The organism is Puniceibacterium confluentis (genome assembly GCF_007923445.1).
Lineage (GTDB): Bacteria > Pseudomonadota > Alphaproteobacteria > Rhodobacterales > Rhodobacteraceae > Puniceibacterium > Puniceibacterium confluentis.
On the sequence record NZ_VOJI01000126.1, the window covers coordinates 1 to 537 of the forward strand.

At 47.3% G+C, this 537-nt stretch carries 2 protein-coding genes; both read right to left on the reverse strand.

Features of this window, described 5'->3' with window-relative positions:
* The coding region (locus FOY53_RS22825; RefSeq protein WP_222435347.1) for a DNA-processing protein DprA at positions 1–208 on the reverse strand (208 nt) is incomplete at its 3' end.
* 4 nt (positions 209–212) lie between these two features.
* Positions 213–386, reverse strand: coding sequence for a hypothetical protein (locus FOY53_RS23365; protein WP_186766743.1), 174 nt, complete (start codon positions 384–386; stop codon positions 213–215).
* Between the last annotated feature and the right edge of the window lie 151 nt (positions 387–537).

The following is a 537-nucleotide window of genomic DNA, read 5'->3' on the forward strand; positions in this document are numbered from 1 at the left end:
TTAAGTCCTGACCATACGGTGTACATTGTCGTGTACCCACGATGCTGACGATCTTGGCCTGATTCAGGTCGGCATTACCTTTATAATATAAGATGATAGGCGCATCCTGACATTCCGTCAACCGTTGGGGATAGTCATCGTCTGTCAATGTCAAGGCTCGGATATTATGTTCCTCCATATACATCAACTCCACTTCTGCCCGTTTCATCGCTTCATCCCAGTTCTTCAGGGCCTCTACCAGTCTGGGAGAAGACTCTCCGATGACTGCGATACTCATAGAGCAGCTGGGCACTTCCCACCATCCGATACAGTTCCAGCGCCTGCTGATAGTTGAAGTTCGTCAGCCGCGTCAGCGCCATTGTGTAGAAAATCTCTTCTTTGTTCATAGTGTTATTTGCGTTTAAGATATTCATAGCCAAAGCGACAACGGAGACAGTCCTTCTTGTCGCAGTATTCCTTCTTAAGTTGGATCAGTGCCTGAGAGTCTCCGGCACTTCGAACCTTCAAACCACAGTCTTTCCACATACGGATGATAAA

Coding starts and splice junctions, on each gene's coding strand:
- FOY53_RS23365 (WP_186766743.1), bottom strand. CDS start 386: ATGAACAAAGAAGAGATTTTCTACACAATGGCGCTGACGCGGCTGACG.